Genomic DNA, 24,763 nt, shown 5'->3' with positions numbered 1-24,763 from the left:
CCTAATTTAGCTTAGGCTGCGCCGGGTACCAGCACTTCCGTGGCGATAATCACGATAATCAGACCAACTATAACGGGCACTGAGGTGCGTTTGACGACTTCGAATGGCGAGATTTTCGCCATCCCGGCAACGGCGACGACCACACCCGACACCGGCGAAATGGTACGGCCCAGGTTTGACGCCTGCAGCATGGGAATGGAAAGGTAGGCCGGGTTAATACCGGAGGAGTGAGCCAGTTTCGGGATCATCTCAACGAAAGCGTAGAAAGGCGCATTACCGGAACCGGTGGTCATCGCCGCCAGCATGGTGAGCACCACCAGAACCAGCATCAGGATAATACTGGCGGAGCCGAACGAGGTGGCGATAGAAATCAGGCTCTGGATAAAGCCGATCGTGCTCAGACCCTGGGCAAAAACGCCCGCTGCAACCAGCAGGATAACCACGCCAGCGAAGGCATCCGCCATACCGCGATACGCAACTTCCAGACCCGAGAAGACTTTTTGCGTGTTAAAACCGCGCACAAACTCCAGCACGGCGGCCAGCAGCATGCAGATAACCAGAATGGTGATGATGTGCAGCTGTGGACCCCATTTTCCGTCAAAAATTAGCACTCCGACGATCGGGGTGAACGGCAGAATGGCATAGAACGCGGGAGCGGTCGTGGTGATTTCACTCACGTCCATCATTTCATGGCTGATGTTTTCTTTCTTATCGAGATAGCGCTGCCAGAAGAAATGCGCGATCCCCATGCCCACGATGGCAACAATCGAGATCGGTAACGTGGTTTTAAAGGCGAAGTCGATGAGAGACATCTCCGCCGCCTTTGCCGCCAGCACAACGTCGCCGGAGGTCGGGGAGAGAATAATCGCTGCCGGAGACGCGCAAATTGCCGCGGCCGCGCCACGGCTGATACCGACGTTCACCATGACCGGGAACAGCGTCGCCATGAGCAGTACGCCAAGCCCGGTAGCCGACGAAACGGCCAGTGACATCAGGCAGGCGAGGAAATAGGCGGCGACCATCAGCAGATACGGCGAGTTGATGTATTGCAGGGGTTTAGAGGCAAGCTTAACGACCATGTCGTTGGCGCCGATATGGGTCATGTAGGCTGCAAAACCGCACAGCATCATGATCATCATACCCAGGTCACCGCCGCGGCTCATGAGCAATATTTTAATGTATTCAACAATATCTGTAGCCGTGTAACCGGTGCTGGTCGCGCTGGCAGGTAACACCTGGTGCCCCATTATTGCGCTGATAATCAGCAGCGTTAGACCGCCGACAAATAATACGCCCGTGGCCGAGTAGCCTTTAATGATGTAGCGTGCGACGCCGACAATGACGACGACTCCAATAAGGAGTTCGAATAACGTAAGCATGATTTCCCCTGTATCTCTGCTGCAATGGAGCACAAAAAATCAAAAAAAAGAAGGATGAAAATGTGCCGAATAATTGGCCTGTTCTTGCTGATTAAAATCAATAAACAGACGACTAAAGAACAGAACAACCGTCTTTTTGCCATGGCCCATACATTTATGTCATGAGGGTCTTGACCGTCAGAAATAGCGCAACATGTCCTAATAATGATAACAAATTGTTAATGTTTTGTGTGGTTTTACATGTCACTGATTCAGAACATTAAATGGGTAAAGTCACACCCCTTTTGGGTTTATTTTGAACGCATCGCCGCCTTTCCTTAAGAATATTCCCGAAAAGAAGCTGAATAATTAGGAATAACGCCGATGTCGTTAAGCTTTGATTCAACTACTTTATGGTAAACTTTGCCTCGAATACTAAGAATGGTAATTGCATTGTGATTGTACGTAATACATTTTTCTCTATTTTGTTGTTTATTTTTGGGCAGTTAACGTTTTGTTCTGTTGCTCAGGCAGAAGGCAACGCGACGGATAAAGGCTGGTTCTCAACCTTTACGGATAATGTTTCCCAGACATGGACGGCACCTGAACATTATGATCTCTATGTCCCGGCAATAACGTGGCATGCGCGTTTTGCTTATGACAAAGAGAAAACCGATAAATACAACGAGCGTCCGTGGGGCGCGGGTTTTGGCCAGTCGCGCTGGGATGAAAAGGGAAACTGGCATGGCATCTATCTGATGGCCTTCAAAGACTCGTTTAATAAATGGGAGCCGATTGGGGGGTATGGTTGGGAAAAAACCTGGCGCCCGCTAGCGGACGAGAACTTCCACGTCGGTTTGGGCTATACCGCCGGGGTTACTGCACGTGACAACTGGAAATACATTCCAATCCCGGTGCTGCTGCCTTTGGCCTCTATTGGCTATGGCCCCGCAACGTTCCAGATGACCTACATTCCGGGTACGTACAACAACGGTAACGTTTACTTCGCCTGGATGCGTTTTCAGTTTTAACTGACAAAACGTTACATGCTGGTGAAAAAACGCGCAGGCGTTGATTCATAAGCGATAAAAATCTGTCAGTGAAAATTAACGCGACTTTAGTCACTTTTTATCAAAGATCCGCTGGACAAAAGGTCCCACAATTGATGTACTGATAACCGACACAGCATTTGTGTCGTTTTTTAATGTAAAGGTAATTTTGATGTCTAAGATTAAAGGTAACGTTAAGTGGTTTAATGAGTCCAAAGGATTCGGTTTCATTACTCCTGAAGATGGCAGCAAAGACGTGTTCGTACACTTCTCTGCAATCCAGTCTAATGGTTTCAAAACTCTGGCTGAAGGTCAGCGTGTAGAGTTCGAAATCACTAACGGTGCCAAAGGCCCTTCTGCTGCTAACGTAATCGCTCTGTAATTCAGACGCGTCAGCAAGAATTTCAAAACCCGCTCACTGAGCGGGTTTTTTTCGTTTTGAATCAGCCAAGCAGATACATTTTCAGGAAGCTGGCAACGATCAGCACGCTCAACAACACCATTCCTGCGCTCATCAGACTCTGTTTCATTCTGTCACCCTCGTTCAGTACTGCATCCAGAGTGACAGAGAAAAATTAAGCCAACATTAACGGTTCGGCTGTTAATGCGCGCTTGCGGAAGAAAATAGCCAAAATGCGATCCCCGTCATCGCAAAGGAGCCGAGCATATTGATAGCCATATTCATCAGCGCCCAGCCGACACGGCCTTCCTGAAAGAGAAAAACCGTCTCCGCAGAAAAGGTTGAGAAGGTGGTCAAACCGCCGCAGAATCCGGTGGTAATCAACACCTTCCACATTGGGTCGATGTGCGTCATTCGGTTAAACCAGGCCAGCCCCATACCAATGATAAAGGCACCAATCAGGTTTGCGGCAAGTGTCCCCATAGGAATCGCCTGATGCAGGGGGTTAAACCGCATACTCAGAAACCATCGCGCAACGCTACCCGTTCCCCCACCAATAAAAACGGCTAAAAGTAGTTGTAACACGCTAAATACCTGCTATTTGATGTGTAAGAGTAGCGAGTTTAACGCCGTTTATGATGAGGGGACAAATATGTATGTAGCGGTAGGGCAGTTTGCCGTCACGCCTGACTGGCATGAGAATGCGAGAACATGCGTCAACCTGATGATGCAGGCCCGGCAGAAAGGCGCGTCGCTGCTGGTTCTCCCCGAGGCGCTGCTGGCCAGGGATGAAAATGACCCGGATTTATCCGTGAAGTCCGCGCAGCCGCTGGACGGCGAATTTGTGCAGCAGCTGCTTGCCCAGAGCGCGGGCAATACGATGACGACGATCTTAACGATCCATGTTCCTTCCACGCCGGGTCGCGCGGTGAATACGCTCGTGGCGATTCGTGACGGGGCCATCGTGGCACATTACGCCAAGCTTCACCTCTATGATGCGTTCAGCATCCAGGAGTCGCGACGCGTTGACCCCGGAGACAATATCCCTCCGCTGCTGGAGATTGACGGATTTAAGATCGGACTGATGACCTGCTATGACCTGCGTTTTCCCGAGCTGGCGCTCCATCTGGCGCTGCAGGGGGCTGACGTGCTGGTACTGCCTGCCGCGTGGGTCAAAGGGCCGTTAAAAGAGCATCACTGGGCAACGCTGCTTGCGGCACGCGCGCTGGATACAACCTGCTATGTCGTTGCCGCAGGGGAATGTGGCACGAAAAACATCGGGCAAAGCAGGGTGGTTGATCCGCTGGGGGTGACGATCGCCGCCGCCGCTGAAGCCCCGCATTTACTGGTGGCGGAGATAAACTCAGAAAGAATCGCGCTTGCGCGTCAGCAATTACCCGTTCTTCGCAATCGTCGGTTTGCGCCACCACAATTATTGTGATGTTTTTTTCAACAATGCTTGATTCACCTTGTTACAGATTGCTATTGTGTGCACGCGCAAAATGACCGTTAATACAGTCAGGTTTTGGCGCTGAATGCAGCCTGTTTTAAGTAAAGAAGGTATCTATGGGTGAGATTAGTATTACCAAACTGCTGGTGGTTGCCGCACTGGTCGTCCTGCTGTTTGGTACCAAGAAGTTACGCACGCTGGGTGGTGACCTGGGGGCTGCCATCAAAGGCTTTAAGAAAGCGATGAACGATGATGATGCAGCGGCGAAGAAAAGCGCCGAGGATAACGTCCCGGCAGACAAGCTTTCTCACAAAGAGTGACAGCAACGCCTGAGGGCTTGCGAAAAAAAACCGGCTCATGAGGCCGGTTTTTTTGTATTACTGTAAATGAATATTACAGCATTATTTAACTTCTTCGCCTTTAGCCTGCATATCGGCATGGTATGAGGAGCGAACGAATGGGCCGCAGGCAGCGTGGGTGAAGCCCATCGCCATCGCTTCGGCTTTCATTTCATCGAACTCGTCCGGGCTCACGTAGCGCTGCACCGGCAGGTGGTGACGGCTTGGCTGCAGATACTGTCCCAGGGTCAGCATGGTCACACCGTGGCGGCGAAGATCGCGCATCACCTCGATGATTTCATCATTGGTTTCACCCAGACCCACCATCAGACCAGACTTGGTCGGAATATGCGGATGCGCTTCTTTGAAACGCTCCAGCAATTTCAGGGACCAGTTATAGTCAGCGCCCGGACGGACCTGACGGTAAAGACGCGGCACGTTCTCCAGGTTGTGGTTAAACACATCTGGCGGCGTCGCGGTCAGGATATCCAGCGCGCGGTCCATACGGCCGCGGAAGTCAGGCACCAGCGTCTCGATTTTGATGTTAGGGCTTTTCTCGCGAATGGCCGTAATACAGTCGGCGAAGTGCTGAGCACCACCATCACGCAGGTCGTCACGGTCAACGGATGTGATAACCACATAACGCAGCGCCATGTCGGCGATGGTCTGCGCCAGTTTCTGGGGTTCGTTAGCATCAGGCGCGACTGGACGGCCATGAGCAACATCGCAGAATGGGCAGCGGCGGGTACAGATAGCACCCAGAATCATAAACGTCGCGGTACCGTGATTGAAACATTCAGCAAGGTTCGGACAAGACGCTTCTTCACACACGGAGTGAAGACCATTCTTGCGCATCGCCGCTTTGATCCCCTGGATACGCGAAGAGTCGGCCGGAAGTTTGATTTTCATCCATTCCGGTTTTCTTAACAGCGCCTCGCGCTCTGTAGCCACGTTTTTTACCGGGATAAGGGCCATTTTATCGGCATCGCGGTATTTAACACCGCGTTCCATCACAATGGGTTTACTCATAGCGTGCGTGTTCCAGTTGCGAATATCGAAGGAAAGCGTTTCAATTCAAGGGAATGTTGTATTTATCAACTATTTTTGAACGAACGACAGGCAGTATATCATTGAAACGGTCGTTAAAGCAGCCTGCCAGATCGCCAATTTGTAAAATAGTTGTTGTTTTGTGCCTTTTGCCCTGCGGGTTGCAGGGGCTTGTGCTGGCTAAACCTGTCAGAAGGCCTGACGGATGATGCGGATGACGTTTTCCAGGACCGGATCGCGCAAACTCAGCTTGTTGTAATGCAGTGAAATCTCGATAGATTCCGCATTAAGCTGGCTGAGCGGGATGCTTTCCAGCGGCCAGCATTTTTGTAGCAGGCTGTACAGGCGTGATGGCATAACGCACAGCATATCGCTGCTGCCGATCAGGGATGCGGTGGTAAACATATTGTAACTGCTGAAGCTGATCTGACGTTCCGGGAAAATTTCATCAATACGCTGACGAAGTGCATGATTAGATTGCCCTTCGGTCATGAAAGACGAGTGATCGTAGTTGCGCAGGTTTTCGATGGTTAACGGCTCGCTAAGAGCAGGATGCTGCTGGCGGCAAACCAGTACCAGGTTATCCGCATAAAGCACATTTTGCCCCAGCGCTCTGGCACTGAAGCTGCCGCTTTCAATAATCAGGTCCGTCTGGAACTGGGCAAGCTGAATGTCAGGTTCATTGAGAGGCACATTGCGAAGCAGGAGCTGCGGAGCATGCTCTTTTACGGCCTGGAAGATCGCCGGCATCACCAGCACCCCGACAGAAGGGGAACAGCCGATGGTGATGGTTCTCTGCTTATCATAGCTCCCGGTTAAATCCAGTGCGCCCAGAATCGACTCCAGCCCCTGGCTGATGTACTCGTGGAGATGCGTGGCATAAGCCGTCGGCGTTACCCCCTGGCCCTTACGGATAAATAACGGGTCGGGAAATATAGCGCGTAGCTTTTGGATTGACTGGCTTATTGCTGATGGCGTGAGATTAAGAATTTTCGCAGCGTTAACGATACCCTTATGGACATATACCGCCTCAAAAATAGTCAGTAAATTGAGATCAATATTACGTAAAGTCCGAAAAATTTGCGGCTTGTCTTCGCCACCGGGTTCATTCAGTCGTTTGGCTGGTAAATTATTATACTCCACGCTTTCACTCCGTATACATTCACAATATGAATGATAGTTGAATTTATTTATTATGCTTGTAGAGATTCGTAAAGTGTTGGTTTTGTTTCACTTGTTTATCAAGGGCAAACGGTTGTGTGATAATTGCTCACCTTACTTATGCCGTGTTTGCCATGCTTGCTGGAGGCTAAATAATATGTGGCGGTAATATTCGGGCGCTTCGAAAATATAGAATCTGTGGATTATTGTAAAGTGCAAAAGCTGTAAATAAACAGTGGCCCGCCAAATTATCGAGCCATGTTGTATGATGTATTAAGCAGGGATATATTCGTATGGGGGATTGTTAAGTAGCGCTAACATCTGCTTTAAAAGCACGGGACGAATATGTTCTGGCGTAGCGGTTTCAACCCACTGACGCATTTGCGTCATTTCCATGCCGGCGTAGCCGCAGGGGTTAATGCGCTGGAAGGGCGCAAGGTCCATATTAATATTCAAGGCCAGGCCATGGAATGAGCAACCTTTACGAATACGCAGCCCCAGTGAGCAGATCTTCATTTCCCCAACGTAGACGCCCGGCGCATCGGCGCGTGGATGCGCGTCAATACCATATTCCGCCAGCGTGTTGACGACAGTTTGTTCCAGTAAGGTAACCAGTTCACGCACGCCCAGCTTTCTGCGCTTCAGATTGAGCAGGACGTACATCACCTGCTGACCGGGCCCATGATAAGTGACCTGACCGCCGCGATCGCTCTGAATAACCGGGATATCTCCCGTCATTAACAAATGCTCTGCTTTACCCGCCTGGCCCTGCGTAAATACCGGCAGGTGTTCGACCAGCCAGATCTCATCTGGGGTGCTGTCATCGCGTGAATCGGTGAAGTCATGCATAGCCTGGGAGACAGGCTCATAAGGTTGCAGCCCGAGGTGACGGACCAGAATTTTATCCTGATACAAAACTGCGTCTCCGAAGACGAGGGACAAAAGGTGTGGAGGAGTATATCACAGCGGGGGAGAGGGGTTACCCGGCAAACCGGGTAACCGCAAAGGGACTACAGCACCATACGAACAATTTCGATATTGCCGAGCTCTTCGTACAGCGTTTCCACCTGCTCAATGTGTGTCGCAGTGATGGTAATAGAAACCGAGTGGTAGTTGCCCTTGCTGCTTGGTTTTACTGACGGAGAGTAGTCACCCGGCGCATGGCGCTGTACCACTTCAACCACCTGATCAACCAGCTCAGGTTTCGCCAGACCCATTACTTTGTAGGTAAATGAGGTTGGGAATTCAAGCAGTTCGTTAAGTTTGGTTTTCATGTCAGCTCCGGCGTAACGTCAAAAAATAATAACTCCCACGTCAGGTGGGAGTTATCAGGATACTTAGTATATGGGGATCAAAATCACACTTTCAAGTGTTCAATTTTTAACCAAACCAGTGGTGGAACATCAATTTAATGTAATCAATGATTTTGCCGAAGAAATTGCCTTCAGGAATTTCTTGCAGGACAACCAGCGGACGCTGATCGATCGTTTTTCCATCCAGCTGGAAGTTGATCGTACCCACAACCTGGTTTTTCTGCAGCGGGGCATGCAGCTCGGTGCTGTTCAGCACGTAGCTGGCCTTCAGATCCTTCATGCGACCGCGTGGAATGGTCAGGTAGAGGTCTTTATCAACGCCGAGTGAAGCACGGTCGTTGTCGCCGAACCAGACGGGTTCAGACGCAAACTCTTTGCCTGCTTTCAGTGGGTTCACGGTTTCGAAGAATCGGAAGCCCCAGGTCAGCAGTTTCTTGCTTTCTGTTTCACGACCTTTAAAGGTACGGCCGCCCATCACGGCAGAGATCAGACGCATCTGACCTTCAGTGGCAGAGGCCACCAGGTTGTAGCCCGCTTTGTCGGTGTGGCCAGTTTTGATGCCGTCAACGTTCAGGCTGTTATCCCACAGCAGGCCGTTACGGTTGGTCTGACGAATACCGTTGAAGGTGAACTCTTTCTCTTTATAGATAGAGTATTCATTCGGTACATCGCGGATCAGCGCCTGGCCAATCAGGGCCATGTCACGTGCAGAGCTGTACTGACCGTCTGCATCCAGGCCGTGTACGGTCTGGAAATGGCTGTTTTTCAGACCCAGTGCGTTAACGTAGCTGTTCATCAGGCCCACGAAGGCATCCTGGCTCCCGGCGGCGAAGTCGGCCATCGCCACGCAGGCATCGTTACCAGACTGCAGGTTGATACCGCGAATCAGCTGGGAAACAGGAACCTGCATACCCGGCTTCAGGAACATCAGAGAGGAACCTTTGAAAACAGGGTTCCCGGTTGCCCACGCATCGTTACCGATGGTGACCAGATCCGATTCTTTGAATTTACCTGCTTTCATCGCCTGGCCGATAACGTAGCTGGTCATCATTTTGGTCAGACTGGCCGGGTCACGGCGGGCATCGGCATTCTGTTCTGCCAGCACTTTGCCAGAGTTGTAATCGATCAGGATGTAGGATTCCGCGTCGATTTGCGGAACGCCAGGGATCATGGTCTTGATATTCAGGTCATCGGCGTGAGCTGCAGAGAGCGCAGCAGCGCAAAGGGCCGTGGTCAGCGCCATGCGCTGCACAAAACGAGCAGAAAAAGTGGTCTTCATGGTCAGAACTACGACATCCGTGATGGAATTAAAAAAAGTGCCTTACTATAGCAAATGCTATTCAGGCAGGCATCCGACTTTAAGCATGAGTTTGTGAATGTGTTTTACACTAACTGACAATTCGGATACCGCCGGTTAATTATTTCGCAACAGCGATAAATGACTGAAGTTGAGCTTCATTCTGCAGACGCTGCTGCAGGGACGCGGCCTGCGATTTGCTGGCAAACGGCCCCATCTGAATGCGCCAGACCGCGCCGTTCTGCTCAACGCGTCCCGGTACGCCAAACTGCTGGCTCAGACGCTGTTGATACTGCCTGGCCCGGGCCTGATCGCTTACTGCGCCTACCTGAACCACATAGCTGCCGCTGGCCGCTGCTGGAGCCGCTACCACCGCACTTTGCGTGGCTGCAGGCGCCGTTACGGGAGCCGGCTGGGTTACTGGTGCCGCAACGGGAGCAGGGGCTGGAGTCGGCTCACTGCCTTCCAGCACGCCCGAGGCTAAGGTCGTCGGTGCGCCAAGAAAGCCACTACTCTTTACCGGCGCGCCGGTAGAATCCTCGCTTTGCAGCGTGTCATTGCTGATCGGGCGTATTTCTCCCCCCGGCTGAGCAGGCTCTGCCGGAGACGAGACGCTTCCCATTCCGCCGTCAAGATTTGGGCGGTCAGGAAGGGCATAGGTCTGTTTTGCCACCGTCGTACACGCGGTACCCGGCCCGGAGAGCGAACCATCCTGTGCGACGATAATCGGGTCAATACGGACTTTGGTGTTGTTCGAGGTGTTCAGGCGATCGGCAGACGCGCGCGACAGGGAAATCACCCGGTCATTTCCGTAAGGACCACGGTCGTTGATCCGCACGACGATCATACGGCCATTCGCCAGGTTGGTGATACGGGCGTAGCTCGGGATCGGCAGCGTCGGGTGTGCTGCCGTCAGCTGCATTGGGTCGAACACTTCCCCGGAAGCCGTCAGGTTACTGCCTGGCTCGGCATCATAAATGGCGGCAAAGCCCGCCTGACTGAAACGGGAAGGATCCTGAACAATTTTATAGCTTTTGCCGTCGCGCTGGTAATCCTGATTGGCACTGGCATTCAGCGGTTCATAAACGGGATCGGCACCGCTAATTTCAACGATCGGGCCATTACACACCGCAGGCTGCGGCGGCGCGACGGTTGCCTGTTGCTGACCATCATCACTTGTGCAGGCCGCAAGTAAACTTGCCGCGATGCAGATCCCCAGCCACTGCTTACGCATTCCGATCCCCTTATTTTTATACGCTTTTTGACAACATTTTTCTGTGGGTATGGATCGACATCACGATACCAAACCCGGCCATCAACACGATCAGTGCCGAGCCTCCGTAACTCACCAGCGGCAGCGGTACGCCTACCACCGGCAGAATACCACTCACCATACCAATATTTACGAAGACATAAACGAATAAAATCAGCATCAACCCGCCGGCCATGACGCGACCAAAAGTGGTTTGTGCGCGTGCTGCAATCCACAATCCCCGCATGATCAGCAGTACGTACAGCGCCAGCAATATTAAGATGCCAACCAGCCCCAGCTCTTCCGCCAGTACGGCGAAGATAAAGTCGGTGTGGCGTTCCGGTAAAAATTCCAGCTGTGACTGCGTGCCGTGCAGCCAGCCTTTACCGCGCAGGCCGCCGGAGCCAATCGCAATCTTGGACTGAATAATATGATAGCCCGCGCCCAGCGGATCGGTTTCCGGATCGAGCAGCATCATGACGCGCTGGCGCTGGTAATCATGCATCAGGAAGAACCAGAGGATAGGAATGAACGCTGCAATCAGCACCACCGCGATACCAATCAGGCGCCAGCTCAGTCCCGACAGGAAAAGGACAAACAGGCCGGAAAGGGCGATAAGAATTGAGGTACCGAGGTCAGGCTGCGCCGCAACCAGCAGCGTCGGCAGAAAAATCAGCACCAGCGCGATGGCGGTGTTTTTCAGCGACGGCGGACAGACGTCGCGGTTGATAAAGCGTGCCACCATCAATGGAACGGCGATTTTGGCAATTTCCGAGGGTTGGAAGCGGACAACGCCCAGATCCAGCCAGCGCTGCGCCCCTTTTGAAATGGCGCCAAACGCATCTACCGCAACCAGCAAAATAATACAGAAGATGTAGAGATAGGGCGCCCAGCCTTCGTAGACGCGCGGCGGGATTTGCGCCATCACCACCATGATGATCAGACCCATGGCGATCTGGCCGATTTTGCGCTCCATCATGCCGATGTCCTGGCCGCTGGCGCTCCAGATAACCAGGGCGCTGTACACCAGCAGAGCCAGCAGGATCAGCAGCATGGCTGGGTCGATGTGGATTTTATCCCACAGCGATTTTTTATTTGGATTATCCGTCATGATTATTGGTCCTCCGCCGCAGCGGCGGCCGGGTTTTCAGCCGGCAGTTCGGTGTTGTTATCACCCAGCATAATGTGGTCAAGGATCTGGCGCATGATGGTCCCTACTGCTGGCCCGGCACCGCCGTTCTCCAGAATCATCGCCACCGCGACCTGAGGGTTATCATAAGGGGCAAACGCCGTCATCAGCTTATGGTCACGCAGACGTTCAGCAATGCGGTGCGCGTTATAGGTTTCGTTGGCTTTCAGACCAAACACCTGCGCAGTACCGGATTTCGCGGCCACTTTGTACGGCGTACCGGTGAAGTACTTATGCGCGGTACCGTTCGGGCGGTTTGCCACGCCGTACATACCGTCTTTCGCAATTTCCCAGAAGCCGGAATGGATGTCACCCACCGGGGCCTCGTGCGGCTGGTTCCACGGTACTTTTTTGCCGTCTTCAACCGTGCTCTGTAGCAGATGCGGCACTTTTACCACGCCGTCATTGATGAGGATCATCATGGCTTTGTTCATCTGAAGCGGCGTTGCCGTCCAGTAGCCCTGACCGATACCTACCGGAATGGTGTCACCCTGATACCACGGTTTTTTAAAGCGCTTCAGCTTCCATTCACGCGTTGGCATGTTGCCAGAACGTTCTTCTGAAAGGTCCACGCCGGTGTAATGCCCGTAGCCGAATTTGCTCATCCACTCTGACAGGCGGTCGATACCCATGTCATACGCCACCTGATAGAAGAAGGTATCCGCAGATTCTTCCAGCGATTTGGTGACGTTGAGATGACCGTGGCCCCATTTTTTCCAGTCACGATAGCGCTTATCTGAACCCGGCAGCTGCCACCAGCCCGGGTCAAACAGGCTGGTATTACGGTTGATGACGCCGGCACTCAGCGCAGAGACCGCCACGTACGGTTTAACCGTGGATGCCGGCGGGTAAACCCCTTGCGTCGCGCGGTTGACCAGCGGCGTGTTCGGGTCATTCAGCAGACCGGAATAGTCTTTACTGGAAATGCCGTCAACAAAGAGGTTCGGGTCATAGCTAGGCATGGAGACCATTGCCAGGATGCCGCCGGTACGAGGATCGGTGACCACAACGGCTGCACGGCTGCCCGCCAGCAGGGTTTCGATATACTGCTGAAGCTTGAGGTCGAGCGTCAGATAGACGTCATGCCCCGCCTGAGGCGGCACTTCTTTTAGCTGACGGATCACGCGGCCTCGGTTGTTAACCTCAACCTCTTCATAGCCGGTTTGCCCGTGCAGAACGTCTTCGTAGTAACGTTCGATCCCAAGCTTACCGATATCGTGCGTTGCAGCGTAGTTGGCCAGCTTGCCGTCTTTATCAAGGCGGTCGACGTCTTTGTCATTAATCTTGGAAACGTAGCCAATCACATGCGTCAGCGCGGAGCCGTAGGGATAGTAGCGCCGCTTATATCCCTTCACTTCCACGCCGGGGAAACGGTACTGATTCACCGCAAAGCGGGCCACCTGGACTTCCGTCAAATTGGTTTTAACCGGAATCGAGGTGAAGCGGTGAGAGCGGGCGCGCTCCTTTTTGAAGGCCGCGATATCGTCATCGTTAAGGTCGACAACGCTTTTCAGCGCTTCCAGCGTATCCTGAACATTATCGACTTTTTCCGGCATCATCTCGATTTGATAGATGGTTCGGTTCAACGCCAGCGGGGTGCCGTTACGATCGTAAATAATGCCGCGGCTGGGTGCGATAGGCACCAGCTTAATGCGGTTTTCGTTTGAACGCGTCTGGTAGTCGGTAAAGCGGACAATTTGCAGATTATAGAGGTTGGCGATCAGCACGCCGGTAAGCAGCAAAATCCCGGTAAAGGCGACCAGCGCCCGGCGCACAAACAGCGCGGACTCAGCCGTATAGTCGCGAAAAGAATTCTGTAGTTTCATCCGCTGCTTAATCTACCCTGGTCAGTCATTACTCGCGGTGATAGGGGTGGTTGGTAGTAATGCTCCACGCGCGATACAGGCTTTCTGCCACCAGTACCCGAACGAGCGGGTGGGGAAGCGTCAGCGCGGAGAGGGACCAACTTTGTTCAGCCGCTGCTTTGCAGGCAGGGGATAACCCTTCTGGTCCGCCAATCAACAGACTGACGTCACGGCCATCCTGCTTCCAGCGCTCCAGTTCTTGTGCCAGCTGCGGCGTATCCCAGGGTTTACCTGGAATATCGAGGGTGACGATGCGGTTTTTGCCAGCGGCAGCCAGCATCAGTTCGCCCTCTTTATCGAGAATACGTTTGATATCCGCGTTCTTGCCGCGCTTCCCGGCGGGAATTTCCACCAGTTCGAACGGCATGTCTTTTGGAAAACGACGCAAATATTCAGTAAAACCGGTTTGTACCCAGTCCGGCATTTTGGTGCCGACGGCGACCAGCTGCAACTTCACGCATTAACCCCAGAGTTTTTCCAGCTCATACAGGCGACGGCTCTCGTCCTGCATGACGTGGACAATCACATCGCCGAGGTCGACTACCACCCAGTCAGCCGTCGCTTCACCTTCAACACCCAGCGGCAACAGCCCTGCTGCACGCGATTCCTGAACCACGTGATCGGCAATTGAAACAACATGACGCGTCGATGTACCGGTGCAGATGATCATGCAGTCGGTAATACTGGATTTACCCTTAACGTCGATAGCGATGATGTCCTGACCTTTCAGGTCATCAATTTTGTCAATAACAAAATCCTGGAGTGCTTTACCCTGCAAGTTTTCCCCCTGGGGTGAATGAGATTGTAAAACTTTGAATTCGTAGCCAGACAGTATACCTGAACTCACGCCTGCGTCGGGACAAATGTCTCCGGCCGGGCTTTTGAAGGCGGGTATCATCCCACCCTCCGCCTGAGATTGCATTGCCATTTTTGTAAAACAATTTCTGTAAAGCAATGATCGGCGGGAAAGTCTGGCAGCGGAGAATAACAGTATGGCTTACCCTGTCAAGGCGGGATAAACAATAAGCCGCTTTTTATGCTCTCCGGCTATTCATCTGCGCTTTTCTGATACAAACCGTGCGCATGGATATAGGCCAGCACCGGAGATGGCAGCAGATCGTCACACGCTAAACCCTGCTGTAAACGCTCGCGAATGAGGGTTGCAGAGATATCAAACCACGGCGTTTCCGCCAGATAGATCTTCCCGGCAGGCTGGTTGTGAAGATCTTCAACATTATCGGTGAGGTGGTCTTCCAGCCACTGCTGGTACTGCTCTTCGCGCATGGTCAGCGGATAGCCGGGACGGCGGCAGACGAGCAGGTGGCTGTTCTCCAGGATGGTTTCATACTGATGCCACGTAGGGAAATTCAGCAGAGAATCCTGGCCGATGATAAAGGCAAGCGGCTGGTCTGGCCCTTGTTCGGCGCGCCACTCCTGAAGCGTCTGAGACGTCCAGGAGGGCGTGTCGCGACGCAGCTCACGCTCGTCAAGTCGGAATAGCGGTTTATCTGCGATGGCAAGGGCAAGCATCTCTTTTCGCTGCTCGCTGGTCGCCTCGGGTTGTGGACGATGGGGCGGGACATTGTTGGGCATGATGGTGACGCGCTGAAGGCCGATCAGATTTGCCAGAATTTCAACTGGCTTCAGGTGCCCGTAATGTACCGGGTCGAAGGTGCCGCCATATAAGGCCTGTAAAGAATGCATGCTATCCATCAATAAAAACGTCTGCCAGCGCCTTGTGGCAGAGCAGGAGAGAAAGACTTTCCAGCTCCGCCCAGACCGACTGGCCATAATCTTGCTTTAACGTGAGCTCAGCGCGCATCAGAAGCTGCACTGCCTGACGAAGCTGTTCATGACTCAGGCGGTTGACGGCCTCGGTGATCAAAGCCCGGCGATTTTGCCACACGCGGTGTTTATCAAACAGCGAACGCAGCGGCGTATGGGCCGACTGACGCTTGAGCGTAATCAGCAGCAATAATTCGCGCTGCAGCGTACGCAGCAGAATAACCGGTTCGCTCCCTTCGAGACGCAGCTGTTGCAAAATATGCAGGGCGCGTTTGCTTTTCGCCGACAGCAGCGCGTCCACCCAGTGGAACGGCGTGAAGTGCGCCGCGTCGTTAACAGCCTGCTCGACGCGCGGTAAGGTCAGCTTGCCATCCGGCCAGAGCAGGGAGAGTCTGTCCAGCGCCTGCGCCAGGGCCAGCAGGTTACCTTCATAGCAGTAGCAGAGCAGTTGGTTCGCCGCATCATCCAGCTGAAGGTTGTTCTGCTTCGCTCTCGCTGCCACCCATTTGGGCAGATGCGCCTGTTCAGGTGTCTGACAGGTGACCTGCACCGCGTGGGCTGCGAGTTGGGTGAACCACGCCGCATTTTCCTGCGCTTTGGTGAGCTTGTTGCCGCGCACAATCAGCAGCAGATCGCTGTGAAGCAGGCTGACCAGCGTGGCCAGCTGTTCATTGATGGCCGCGTTAGGGCCGTTTTCCGGCAGCAGGATCTGAATAGTCTGGCGCGACGCAAAAAGGCTCATCGCCTGACAGAGTGAGAAGAGGGCATTCCAGTCGGTGCTGTTATCCAACTGGACAGTGTGGTGTTCATCGAAGCCCTGAGAGGCGGCTTCATGCCGCACGGCATCCAGGCTTTCCTGAAGCAATAACGGATCGTTTCCAAGAAGCAGATACGCCGCGCGCAGCCCTTCTTTGAGCTGCGCGCGGAGTTGTTCAGGATACAGCCTGATCATCATTTACCCAGAGAGTTAGCAGCAGGAAGCGTGCCGGCAACTGGTTTTTCAACAATGTCAGAGCCTTGTCGGGTAGACGCTGCAATACCTGGCAGTTTACGGATCAGCTGTTCCGCCGCCTTGTCGTACATTTCGTTGATGATAATCTGCTGTTCGGCATCTTTTGCCAATGCCGTCTGCGGGTTATCGAAGAACGAACGGAACACTTTCGTGCTGATCGGATAGATGTCTTTACCCGGGATCAGGACCGCTGCGTTGACCGTCAGCACCATCTGATATTCAGCTGTACGACCGTCCTGGAAGATAGAGGCCGTATCTCTCGACAGACCTCCTCCGATGATACGCAGAGACGGTACATCCTGGCGCAGCGTTTGTTTCTCAACAAGCTCAACGCCGTTCAGACGCAGCTGATTACGAACTGCCCGGCTGAGTGGACCATTCGGATCCGATGAGTCGAAAATCATCGTTTTCATCTCAGCAGGCACTGCCGTGGTATTGCGCAGGTGCCAGCCACAGCCAGCGGTGACAAGCACCGCCAGTGATAAGAGTATTGTTGCCAGTTGTCGCACGTTTCCTCCCGCGCTTAGCCAACGACCAGATTGAGCAGTTTACCCGGTACGTAGATCACTTTACGTACGGTAACGCCCTCAAGATATTTTGCGACCAGAGGTTCCTGGCCCGCGCGCTCGCGAACCTGTTCTTCGGTTGCATCGACCGCCACGGTAATTTTACCGCGGACTTTGCCGTTTACCTGGACCACAACCAGCGTCGTGTTTTCCACCATCGCGGCTTCGTCAGCCTGCGGCCACGGCGCGTTGTCAATATCGCCTTCGCCTTTCAGCTCCTGCCACAGGGTGAAGCTGACGTGCGGAGTGAACGGGTTCAGCATGCGAACGACGGCCAGCAGCGCTTCACGCATTAAGGCACGATCCTGCTCGCCGTCCTGCGGAGCCTTCGCCAGCTTGTTCATCAGTTCCATAATAGCCGCAATTGCGGTATTGAAGGTCTGACGACGACCAATATCATCGGTCACTTTCGCAATCGTTTTATGAACATCGCGACGCAGCGCCTGCTGATCTTCAGTCAGTGCGGCGGCGTTCAGCGCCGGGGCATCGCCCAGTGCAGTGTGTTCGTAAACCAGTTTCCAGACGCGTTTCAGGAAGCGGTTCGCCCCTTCCACGCCAGACTCCTGCCATTCCAGGGTCATGTCGGCCGGAGAGGCAAACATCATGAACAGACGCACGGTGTCCGCACCGTAACGCTCAACCATTACCTGCGGATCGATGCCGTTGTTTTTCGACTTAGACATCTTGCTCATGCCGGTATAGACCAGTTCATGACCTTCGGCGTCTTTCGCCTTAACGATACGGCCTTTCTCGTCGCGCTCGACGATCGCATCAACCGGAGAAACCCAGTTACGCTCGCCGTTAGCACCGACGTAATAGAACGCATCTGCCAGTACCATGCCCTGACACAGCAGCTGTTTTGCTGGTTCGTCAGAGTTCACCATGCCTGCATCGCGCATCAGTTTGTGGAAGAAGCGGAAGTAGAGCAGGTGCATGATGGCGTGTTCGATGCCGCCGATATAGATATCAACCGGCAGCCAGTAGTTTGCCGCATCGGAATCGAGCATACCGTCCTGATACTGCGGGCAGGTGTAGCGCGCATAGTACCAGGATGACTCCATAAAGGTGTCAAAGGTGTCGGTTTCACGCAGCGCAGGCTGACCGTTGACGGTGGTTTTTGCCCACTCAGGATCGGCTTTGATCGGGCTGGTGATACCGTCCATGACCACGTCTTCCGGCAGGATCACCGGGAGCTGATCTTCCGGCGTTGGCATCACGGTGCCATCTTCCAGCGTCACCATTGGGATTGGCGCGCCCCAGTAACGCTGACGGGACACGCCCCAGTCGCGCAGACGGAAGTTAACTTTACGCTCGCCCACGCCCAGAGAGGCCAGCTTATCGGCGATGGCGTTGAAGCCCTCTTCGAAGCTCAGGCCGCTGAATTCACCAGAGTTGAACAGGGTGCCTTTTTCGGTCAGCGCTTGTTCGGACAGGTCGGGTTCAGAACCATCGGCGGCCAGAATAACGGCTTTAATCGGCAGGCTGTATTTGGTGGCAAACTCGTAGTCGCGCTGATCGTGGCCCGGAACGGCCATTACCGCGCCTGTACCGTACTCCATCAGCACGAAGTTCGCTGCCCAGACAGGGATCGCTTCGCCAGTCAGCGGATGCTTCGCATAGAAGCCTGTCGCGACGCCTTTTTTCTCCATCGTCGCCATGTCGGCTTCGGCCACTTTGGTGTTGCGGCACTCGTCGATGAAGGTGGCCAGCTCCGGGTTGTTCTCTGCCGCTTTCTGCGCCAGCGGGTGACCTGCGGCTACGGCCAGGTAGGTCGCGCCCATGAAGGTGTCCGGGCGGGTGGTGTAGACAGTCAGGGTCTGGTCATAGTTCTCAACGTTGAAGGTAATCTCCACGCCTTCAGAACGGCCGATCCAGTTGCGCTGCATGGTCTTAACGGTATCTGGCCAGTGGTCGAGGTTATCCAGATCGTTCAGCAGCTCATCAGCGTAAGCGGTGATTTTGATAAACCACTGTGGGATCTCTTTACGCTCAACTTTGGTGTCGCAGCGCCAGCAGCAGCCGTCGATAACCTGTTCGTTTGCGAGAACGGTCTGGTCATTCGGACACCAGTTAACGGCAGAGGTTTTCTTATACACCAGGCCTTTTTTATACAGCTCGGTGAAGAACTTCTGCTCCCAGCGATAGTATTCCGGGGTACAGGTTGCCAGCTCGCGGCTCCAGTCATAGCCAAAGCCCAGCATCTTGAGCTGGTTTTTCATGTACGCGATATTGTCGTACGTCCACGGCGCCGGTGCGGTGTTGTTTTTGACCGCCGCGCCTTCCGCAGGCAGACCGAACGCATCCCAGCCGATAGGCTGCAGAACGTTTTTACCCAGCATGCGCTGGTAGCGTGCAATCACATCGCCGATGGTGTAGTTACGCACATGGCCCATGTGTAGTCGACCAGAAGGATAGGGAAGCATCGACAGGCAGTAATACTTCTCTTTGCTCTCGTCTTCGGTTACTTCAAAGGTGCGCTTCTCGTCCCAGTGTTGCTGGACTTTTGATTCTATCTCTTCCGGGCGGTATTGCTCTTGCATGGCAGCCAGTGGTCCTGTTTTCAATACAGCTACAAATGTAGCCAATGGATGTGGTAATTCAGATCCGCATAGCATAGCCCAAACGCCCGCGTCAAAACAGCCTTTCGCACAAATGCGCTTTGCAGGAATTTACCGGGTCTGTGCTTCACCTGACAAAGCGGCGATGAAATAAGGTCTATTATTAGAAATAGTTACTTACCCGGGAGGCAAAATGATGAACAAGGTTGCTCAATTTTACCGCGAACTGGTGGCGACACTGACGGAACGGCTGCGTAACGGCGAGCGAGATATCGACGCGCTGGTGGAGCAGGCGCGTGCCCGCGTGACGCAAACGGGTGAGTTAACGCGAACCGAAGTGGAAGAGGTGACGCGCGCCGTGCGTCGCGATCTGGAAGAGTTCGCGCGCAGCTACCAGGAGAGCCAGGAGGAGGTCACGGACAGCGTTTTTATGCGGGTGATTAAAGAGAGCCTGTGGCAAGAGCTGGCCGACATCACGGATATAACGCAGCTGGAGTGGCGCGAGGTCTTTCAGGATTTGAACCATCACGGTGTGTATCACAGTGGTGAGGTGGTCGGCTTGGGAAATCTGGTATGTGAGAATTGCCACCATCATATTGCGGTATATACGCCGGATGTCCTGCCGCTGTGTCCGAAATGCGGCCACGATCAGTTCCAGCGTCGGCCGTTTGAGCCATAAATAAAAGCAAAACGGCAACCACGTTGCCGTTTTTAGTGTCTGCTCCTTCTCCCCGTGGGGGAGTGCATCAGGCCGCACTATAGTAAGCAAGTCTCTCCGCCAGCAAATCCACAAACGCCTCGCGGTCGATGTCCACCATCACCGTGGTATTCGGTTTATTCCCCGTCAGCGAGTAGTAATCCACCACCGTCATTCCCTGGGTGTATTTTCCCTGCGTCTCAACACCAACCCATCTGTCCACCGTGGTGAACATCTCCGGCTTCAGTAGCCAGGCAATGGTGCACGGGTCATGCAGCGGCGCGCCGTGGAATCCCCACTTCTCGGCTTTGTGATACTCCATAAAGAAGTCGAGCAGCTCGGCCACGGTTGTCGCGACCGTATTACCCACGGAGCGGAATCGCTCAATATCGTCCGCCATAATCTGCGCGCGGTGGGTAACGTCCAGTCCCGCCATTACAATTGGTAAGCCGGACTGGAAGACGATTTCCGCGGCTTCCGGGTCGACAAAGATGTTGAACTCCGCCGCAGGCGTCCAGTTCCCCAGCCCCATGGCCCCGCCCATAATCACAATTCGGGCAATTTTATTATGCAGCTCAGGATGGCTGTTCAGCAGCAGCGCAACGTTGGTTTGCGGTCCGGTTGCCACCAGCGTTACCGGTTCTGCACTCTCACGTAGAACCTTCGCCATCAGCTCCACGGCGGTACAGTTTTGCGGCGTGAAACCCGGCTCCGGCAGTGCCGGACCGTCCAGCCCGCTTTCACCATGAACGTTGTCGGCAATAATCAGCTCGCGCATCAGCGGCTTCACGGCCCCGCCGGCGACAGGAATGTCGGTGCGTTTGAGCAGCGTGAGCATGCGCAGCACGTTGCGCAGGGTTTTGTCCGGCGTCTGGTTTCCGGCGGACGAGGTGACGGCTTTTACCTCGAGTTCAGGGGAGGCAAGAGCGAGGACGAGCGCGATCGCGTCGTCATGACCCGGATCGCAGTCGAGAATAATAGGCTGTGCCATAGCGTTCTCCATACGTAGCGTTATTTTGTGACAAGGTTAACGCTGCAATGTGACGCCGACGAGAGGAACTGAGTGAAAGCGTGAAGCAGTGCGCAATCCGCAGATTGCGCACCGGGAAGGTTAGTGCAGGATTTTCGCGAGGAAATCTTTCGCACGCTCTGATTTCGGGTTAGCGAAGAACTCTTCTTTCGGTGAGTCTTCGACAATTTTCCCTTCGTCCATAAAGATTACGCGGTTGGCCACTTTACGGGCAAAGCCCATTTCGTGGGTCACCACCATCATGGTCATCCCTTCGTGCGCCAGCTCGACCATTACGTCCAGCACTTCATTGATCATCTCTGGATCGAGCGCCGACGTTGGCTCATCAAACAGCATTGCCACCGGATCCATGCACAGCGCGCGGGCGATCGCCACACGCTGCTGTTGGCCGCCAGAAAGCTGTGCCGGGAACTTATCGGCATGCGCCGAAAGCCCAACGCGTTCCAGGAGCTTCAGACCTTTCTCGCGCGACGCTTTTTTATCACGCTTAAGCACTTTTACCTGCGCCAGCGTCAGGTTCTCAATAATGGAGAGGTGAGGGAACAGCTCAAAATGCTGGAACACCATGCCAACGTGAGAGCGAAGCTGGGCGAGGTTGGTTTTCTTATCGTTGACTTTGGTGCCGTTGACAACGATCTCACCCTGCTGCACCGGCTCCAGTCCGTTGACGGTTTTAATCAGCGTCGATTTACCGGAGCCGGACGGCCCGCATACCACCACTACGTCGCCTTTTTTGACTTCGGTGGAGCAGTCGGTCAGCACCTGAAAGTGCCCATACCATTTAGAAACATTTTTCAGGGAAATCATTATACCGTCCTTTTCTTCAGCCAGCTGACCAACAGCGACGCGCTTAAACTAATCACAAAATAGACCGCACCCGCAAAGAGCACCATCTCGACCTGCGTACCATCACGTTCACCGATGGTTGACGCGGTACGGAAGAAGTCTGCCAGACTCAGAACGTAGACCAGCGAGGTATCCTGGAACAGCACGATGCCCTGGGTCAGCAGGAGCGGAACCATGGCGCGAAACGCCTGCGGCAGAATAATGAGCTGCATGGACTGCCAGTGCGTCATTCCCAGCGCCAGCGCGGCGCTGGATTGCCCGCGGGAGATACTCTGAATGCCCGCTCGGATAATCTCCGAGTAGTAAGCGGCCTCGAACATTGAGAACGCCACCATGGCGGAGATCAGACGGATATCGGTTTTCGGCGACAGCCCCAACACGTTCTGCAGGAAGCCGGGCACAATCAGGTAAAACCACAGCAGCACCATCACCAGCGGGATGGAGCGGAACACGTTAACGTAGGCGGTCGCAAACCAGGCGAGCGGCTTAAAGCTCGACAGGCGCATGACGGCCAGCAGGGTGCCCCAGACGATACCAATGATGATGGCAATAACGGTGATTTTTAAGGTAATCACCAGGCCATCAAGCAGGTAAGGCATGGATGGAACGATAGAACTCCAGTCAAATTCGTACATTATTTGCCCCCCAGATTACCCGGCAGGCGGATTTTGCGTTCAACCAGGTTCATCACCAGCATGATGAAAGCGTTAATCAGAACATACGCGAGCGTGATCGCGGTGAAGGATTCCCACGCGTGAGCGGAATAATCCAGCAGCTTGCCCGCCTGCGCGGCCATGTCGACCAGGCCGATAGTCGAGGCGATGGCCGAGTTTTTCACCAGGTTCATCATCTCGGAGGTCATCGGTGGAACGATAACGCGGTAGGCGTTAGGCAGCAGCACGTAGCGGTAGGTTTGGGGCAGCGTCAGGCCCATTGCCAGGCCCGCGTTTTTTTGTCCGCGCGGCAATGACTGAATGGCGGCACGCACCTGCTCGCAAACGCGCGCAGCGGTAAACAGCCCCAGACACATCATGGAGGAGACAAAGAACTGCACGTTCGGATCCAGCTCCGACTTGAACCACATGCCAATATTTTCCGGCAGCAGTTCCGGGATGACCAGATACCAGGTAAAGAATTGCACGATCAGCGGAACGTTACGGAACAGTTCCACATACAGGGTGCCAAGCGTTGAAAGAAAACGGTTAGGGACGGTGCGCAGAATACCGAACAGAGAACCGACAAGAAACGCGATAATCCACGCCGTTATCGATAGTGCCACGGTGACCTGAAAGCCGCTCCACAGCCAGCCAAGATAGGTGGTGTTGCCGAACGGGGCTTGTTGCAGGAATATGCCCCAGTTCCAGTCTATTGACATAATAAACTCCAGAAAAAAAAGGGTAGCAGCGCTACCCTCGAAGATTGGTGAGAAGCTCATTTTTCGCGCTGAGTGGGGAACGACCACTCAACGTATAGTCTGTCCATGCTTCCCGACAATCGAGAGGGCAGGAGATCCCGCCCCTGTTGTTCTAATTAGTTAAGAGCCTTGTCATTTGGAGATTTGAACAGCGCCTTCATGTCGTCAGACAGTTCAAAATTCATGTTCAGGTTTTTTGGTGGAATCGGGTTCTTGAACCATTTGTCGAACCATTTTTCCGCTTCGCCGGAGGTCTGCACCTGAGCGATGGTGTCATCGATCAGCTTTTTGAACTGCGGATCGTCTTTACGCAGCATACAGCCGTAGGCTTCTTTGGACTGCGCGGTACCGACGATATCCCAGTTGTCTGGTTTCTTCGCTTTCGCACGTTCGCCCGCCAGCAGGGCGTCATCCATCATAAACGCAACGGCACGACCGCTTTCCAGGGTACGGAAGGAGTCGCCATGGTCTTTCGCGCTGATGATGCGCATATCCATTTTCTTCTCGTCGTTCAGCTTGTGCAGCAGCACTTCTGACGTGGTACCGGAGGTCACAACAACCGCTTTGCCTTTCAGATCAGCGAAGTCTTTGATCTCACCGCCTTTCTTCGTCAGCAGACGGGTGCCCACGACAAAGATGGTGTCAGAGAAGGCAGCCTGTTTCTGACGCTCGAGGTTGTTGGTGGTGGAGCCACACTCGAAGTCAAAGGTGCCGTTTTGTAGCAGTGGAATACGGTTCTGTGAAGTGATTGGGATCAGCTTCACCTGCAGGTCAGGTTTGTTCAGCTTTTTCTTCACAGCTTCAACGATGGCGTTGGAGTAATCCTGTGAATAGCCCACGACTTTTTGCGTGTTGTCGTAGTAAGAGAACGGGACTGAAGATTCACGGTGGCCGACCACGATGACGCCGTTTTTGGCAATCTTGTCGAGAGTGCTGCCTGCTGCCGGAGCATCTTCAGCGTGAACCACGCCTGCAGACATTCCCATAACCAGCATTGCTGTGGCCAGTTTACGTAATTGCATACCCAACTCCTTTTTTATCAGCGCCAGCGACGCATTGATACCCATTGTGATGTTGTTATATCTCGCGCAGTGCGAGTGCAGTGTTATGCAAGCTTGTTAACATTTAGTCTGGCT

General features: G+C 53.7%; 26 protein-coding genes. 5 read left to right on the top strand and 21 right to left on the bottom strand.

Going from position 1 to position 24,763, the window contains the following annotated elements; all coding sequences use genetic code 11:
• Window positions 1–11: 11 nt before the first annotated feature.
• Window positions 12–1,379, bottom strand: a complete 1,368-nt coding sequence (dcuC, locus tag AC27FC_RS07935) for an anaerobic C4-dicarboxylate transporter DcuC (protein ID WP_023310737.1) — start codon at window positions 1,377–1,379, stop codon at window positions 12–14.
• Window positions 1,380–1,771: 392 nt separating this feature from the next.
• On the opposite strand from dcuC, the gene pagP reads away from it, so the two are divergent.
• Both pagP and cspE read left to right on the top strand, forming a co-directional pair.
• Entirely contained in the window at window positions 1,772–2,389 is a 618-nt protein-coding gene (pagP, locus tag AC27FC_RS07930) for a lipid IV(A) palmitoyltransferase PagP (RefSeq protein ID WP_045142917.1), read from the top strand.
• 190 nt (window positions 2,390–2,579) lie between these two features.
• Window positions 2,580–2,789, top strand: coding sequence for a transcription antiterminator/RNA stability regulator CspE (gene cspE / locus AC27FC_RS07925; protein WP_002439184.1), 210 nt, complete (start codon window positions 2,580–2,582; stop codon window positions 2,787–2,789).
• A 219-nt stretch (window positions 2,790–3,008) separates the two neighbouring features.
• Here cspE and crcB read toward each other — a convergent pair whose 3' ends face one another.
• Window positions 3,009–3,392: a fluoride efflux transporter CrcB gene (gene crcB / locus AC27FC_RS07920; protein ID WP_047061340.1), complete on the bottom strand. Its 384-nt coding sequence runs from the start codon at window positions 3,390–3,392 to the stop codon at window positions 3,009–3,011.
• A 67-nt stretch (window positions 3,393–3,459) separates the two neighbouring features.
• Between crcB and AC27FC_RS07915 the strand changes: the two genes are divergently transcribed.
• Window positions 3,460–4,248: a deaminated glutathione amidase gene (locus AC27FC_RS07915; RefSeq protein WP_196354702.1), complete on the top strand. Its 789-nt coding sequence runs from the start codon at window positions 3,460–3,462 to the stop codon at window positions 4,246–4,248.
• 125 nt (window positions 4,249–4,373) lie between these two features.
• Window positions 4,374–4,577 carry a twin-arginine translocase subunit TatE gene (tatE, locus tag AC27FC_RS07910; protein ID WP_058841807.1) on the top strand — a complete coding sequence of 68 codons (204 nt, stop codon included), beginning with the start codon at window positions 4,374–4,376 and terminating at the stop codon, window positions 4,575–4,577.
• Between the two features lie 81 nt (window positions 4,578–4,658).
• Here tatE and lipA read toward each other — a convergent pair whose 3' ends face one another.
• The 14 genes from lipA to leuS form a co-directional block, all read right to left on the bottom strand.
• Window positions 4,659–5,624 carry a lipoyl synthase gene (lipA, locus tag AC27FC_RS07905; protein WP_013097595.1) on the bottom strand — a complete coding sequence of 322 codons (966 nt, stop codon included), beginning with the start codon at window positions 5,622–5,624 and terminating at the stop codon, window positions 4,659–4,661.
• Window positions 5,625–5,831: 207 nt separating this feature from the next.
• Window positions 5,832–6,785, bottom strand: a complete 954-nt coding sequence (locus AC27FC_RS07900; protein WP_032665064.1) for a YbeF family transcriptional regulator — start codon at window positions 6,783–6,785, stop codon at window positions 5,832–5,834.
• Between the two features lie 291 nt (window positions 6,786–7,076).
• Window positions 7,077–7,718: a lipoyl(octanoyl) transferase LipB gene (gene lipB / locus AC27FC_RS07895; RefSeq protein ID WP_033144925.1), complete on the bottom strand. Its 642-nt coding sequence runs from the start codon at window positions 7,716–7,718 to the stop codon at window positions 7,077–7,079.
• Between the two features lie 95 nt (window positions 7,719–7,813).
• Window positions 7,814–8,077, bottom strand: coding sequence for a DUF493 family protein YbeD (gene ybeD, locus AC27FC_RS07890; RefSeq protein ID WP_006177135.1), 264 nt, complete (start codon window positions 8,075–8,077; stop codon window positions 7,814–7,816).
• Window positions 8,078–8,183: 106 nt separating this feature from the next.
• The gene (dacA, locus tag AC27FC_RS07885) at window positions 8,184–9,395 is read right to left on the bottom strand and encodes a D-alanyl-D-alanine carboxypeptidase DacA (RefSeq protein WP_032638844.1); all 1,212 of its coding nucleotides are present in this window, start codon (window positions 9,393–9,395) and stop codon (window positions 8,184–8,186) included.
• A 139-nt stretch (window positions 9,396–9,534) separates the two neighbouring features.
• Window positions 9,535–10,647, bottom strand: a complete 1,113-nt coding sequence (gene rlpA, locus AC27FC_RS07880; protein WP_033144926.1) for an endolytic peptidoglycan transglycosylase RlpA — start codon at window positions 10,645–10,647, stop codon at window positions 9,535–9,537.
• Window positions 10,648–10,663: 16 nt separating this feature from the next.
• Window positions 10,664–11,776, bottom strand: coding sequence for a peptidoglycan glycosyltransferase MrdB (gene mrdB, locus AC27FC_RS07875; RefSeq protein ID WP_023310746.1), 1,113 nt, complete (start codon window positions 11,774–11,776; stop codon window positions 10,664–10,666).
• A gap of 2 nt (window positions 11,777–11,778) precedes the next feature.
• Window positions 11,779–13,680 (bottom strand): peptidoglycan DD-transpeptidase MrdA, encoded by a 1,902-nt coding sequence (mrdA, locus tag AC27FC_RS07870; protein WP_033144927.1) that lies wholly within the window; start codon window positions 13,678–13,680, stop codon window positions 11,779–11,781.
• A 28-nt stretch (window positions 13,681–13,708) separates the two neighbouring features.
• Window positions 13,709–14,176, bottom strand: coding sequence for a 23S rRNA (pseudouridine(1915)-N(3))-methyltransferase RlmH (gene rlmH, locus AC27FC_RS07865; RefSeq protein WP_023310748.1), 468 nt, complete (start codon window positions 14,174–14,176; stop codon window positions 13,709–13,711).
• A 3-nt stretch (window positions 14,177–14,179) separates the two neighbouring features.
• Entirely contained in the window at window positions 14,180–14,497 is a 318-nt protein-coding gene (gene rsfS / locus AC27FC_RS07860; protein ID WP_023334893.1) for a ribosome silencing factor, read from the bottom strand.
• Between the two features lie 269 nt (window positions 14,498–14,766).
• Window positions 14,767–15,432: a nicotinate-nucleotide adenylyltransferase gene (gene nadD / locus AC27FC_RS07855; RefSeq protein WP_033144928.1), complete on the bottom strand. Its 666-nt coding sequence runs from the start codon at window positions 15,430–15,432 to the stop codon at window positions 14,767–14,769.
• Entirely contained in the window at window positions 15,425–16,456 is a 1,032-nt protein-coding gene (holA, locus tag AC27FC_RS07850) for a DNA polymerase III subunit delta (RefSeq protein WP_058841809.1), read from the bottom strand. The genes nadD and holA overlap by 8 nt, the downstream gene beginning before the upstream one ends.
• Entirely contained in the window at window positions 16,456–17,025 is a 570-nt protein-coding gene (lptE, locus tag AC27FC_RS07845; protein WP_039261260.1) for an LPS assembly lipoprotein LptE, read from the bottom strand. Before lptE ends, holA begins: the two co-directional genes overlap by 1 nt.
• A gap of 14 nt (window positions 17,026–17,039) precedes the next feature.
• Entirely contained in the window at window positions 17,040–19,622 is a 2,583-nt protein-coding gene (gene leuS, locus AC27FC_RS07840) for a leucine--tRNA ligase (protein ID WP_033144930.1), read from the bottom strand.
• A gap of 214 nt (window positions 19,623–19,836) precedes the next feature.
• On the opposite strand from leuS, the gene AC27FC_RS07835 reads away from it, so the two are divergent.
• A complete protein-coding gene (locus AC27FC_RS07835; RefSeq protein ID WP_094934433.1) occupies window positions 19,837–20,319 on the top strand; it encodes a zinc ribbon-containing protein in 483 nt (160 codons plus the stop codon).
• Between the two features lie 67 nt (window positions 20,320–20,386).
• Here the strand turns inward: AC27FC_RS07835 and rihA are convergent, their stop codons facing one another.
• From rihA to AC27FC_RS07810, 5 genes are all read right to left on the bottom strand, one after another.
• Entirely contained in the window at window positions 20,387–21,328 is a 942-nt protein-coding gene (gene rihA, locus AC27FC_RS07830; protein ID WP_045887719.1) for a pyrimidine-specific ribonucleoside hydrolase RihA, read from the bottom strand.
• Between the two features lie 120 nt (window positions 21,329–21,448).
• Window positions 21,449–22,174, bottom strand: a complete 726-nt coding sequence (locus tag AC27FC_RS07825; RefSeq protein WP_014883001.1) for an amino acid ABC transporter ATP-binding protein — start codon at window positions 22,172–22,174, stop codon at window positions 21,449–21,451.
• Window positions 22,174–22,848, bottom strand: a complete 675-nt coding sequence (gene gltK, locus AC27FC_RS07820; protein ID WP_014883002.1) for a glutamate/aspartate ABC transporter permease GltK — start codon at window positions 22,846–22,848, stop codon at window positions 22,174–22,176. Before gltK ends, AC27FC_RS07825 begins: the two co-directional genes overlap by 1 nt.
• Window positions 22,848–23,588, bottom strand: coding sequence for an amino acid ABC transporter permease (locus AC27FC_RS07815; protein WP_023310756.1), 741 nt, complete (start codon window positions 23,586–23,588; stop codon window positions 22,848–22,850). Before AC27FC_RS07815 ends, gltK begins: the two co-directional genes overlap by 1 nt.
• Window positions 23,589–23,743: 155 nt before the next feature.
• The gene (locus AC27FC_RS07810; protein ID WP_008501049.1) at window positions 23,744–24,649 is read right to left on the bottom strand and encodes an amino acid ABC transporter substrate-binding protein; all 906 of its coding nucleotides are present in this window, start codon (window positions 24,647–24,649) and stop codon (window positions 23,744–23,746) included.
• Window positions 24,650–24,763: the final 114 nt, after the last annotated feature.

This window comes from Enterobacter sp. C3_dUdeg (assembly GCF_057536195.1).
The sequence above is the reverse complement of the archived record's forward strand: the minus strand, read 5'-3'. Positions and strand labels throughout refer to the sequence as shown.